This window comes from Bacillus sp. GMs2/2, from assembly GCF_050172095.1.
Lineage (GTDB): Bacteria > Bacillota > Bacilli > Bacillales > Bacillaceae_G > Bacillus_A > Bacillus_A cereus.
In genome coordinates this window covers 1-681 of sequence record NZ_JBNLYE010000773.1, presented here as the reverse complement: position 1 = coordinate 681, position 681 = coordinate 1, and the positions used below count along the sequence as shown (strand labels likewise).

Sequence of the window (681 nt, the reverse complement as noted above, 5' to 3'; positions counted from 1 at the left end):
ACTTTTAATTCCTAGTAAATGGGAAGATAATGCAACACCTTGTGCATGATTTCCAGCTGAACAAGCGATTACACCACGTTCTTTCTCTTCATTTGTTAGTTGGGAAATTTTATTAAATGCACCACGAAATTTGAATGAACCCGTTAACTGCATGTTTTCCAGCTTTAAATAAATTTCTCCACCCGCTTTACTAGTTAAATAGAAAGATTTAACCAAAGGTGTTTTTCGGGCATTTACATCAAGAATTTCTTTGGCTTTTTTAATGTCAGTGATATCTAACAATACGTTTTTGGTAATCATACTAACACTTCTTTCAATTCTTTAAAGTCCAAACCTAGCGTCATACCTAAATTTTCGTAGGTAATAATACCTTTATATACATTTACCCCAGATGCTAATGATGATTTATTTTGAATTGCAATTTCTAATCCATCTTTAGAAATTGCTAATAAATACTCAATATTTCCATTTGCCAACGCCATAGTTGAAGTACGTGGGGTGGCACCAGGCATATTTGGTACTGCATAATGAATTACGTCATGTTTAATAAATACAGGATTATCATGAGTTGTATAATGATCAATAGTTTCTACTGTACCACCTTGATCTATTGCGATATCCACAATGACACTTCCTGGCTTCATAGATTGAACCATATACTCTTTAACAATTTTAGGAGGG

General features: G+C 33.3%; 1 protein-coding gene and 1 pseudogene. Both read right to left on the bottom strand.

Annotated elements, in window-relative coordinates:
• Positions 1 to 300: pyridoxal-phosphate dependent enzyme (locus tag ACQGS6_RS29430; RefSeq protein WP_426966106.1), on the bottom strand; the 300-nt coding region annotated here is incomplete at its 3' end.
• A pseudogene (locus ACQGS6_RS29425) lies at positions 297 to 681 on the bottom strand (alanine dehydrogenase); the annotation flags it as partial. The gene ACQGS6_RS29430 and the pseudogene ACQGS6_RS29425, both read right to left, overlap by 4 nt.